The 253-nt window shown below is 43.1% G+C and carries 1 pseudogene; it reads right to left on the bottom strand.

Annotated elements, in window-relative coordinates:
- Positions 1 to 177: pseudogene (locus ACFILW_RS10870) on the bottom strand (MFS transporter); the annotation flags it as partial.
- Positions 178 to 253 lie beyond the last annotated feature (76 nt).

Raw genomic sequence — 253 nt, 5'->3', positions numbered from 1 at the left:
GATACCAGGTAATAATGTTGCCGCTCCAATAAAAGCGACATCATATTGATCAGCTTTCCACGTGAACACAGATACGGTCAAAATCACGATATAATCAATCCAACCGCCAAATGACACCACGCCATTACCCAGCAAAAGCACCAACAAGCGATTTTTTACTGCCCCGTCTCTTTGCACCAAAACACGCACCCCTTCTTTTTCGTTAGCAATACTGATTAGATGACCAATTTTTCCTCACACCCTAAAAGCACCA

Source organism: Bartonella sp. TT110JLCBS (genome assembly GCF_042193405.1).
Taxonomy (GTDB): Bacteria; Pseudomonadota; Alphaproteobacteria; order Rhizobiales; family Rhizobiaceae; genus Bartonella.
The sequence above is the reverse complement of the archived record's forward strand: the minus strand, read 5'-3'. Positions and strand labels throughout refer to the sequence as shown.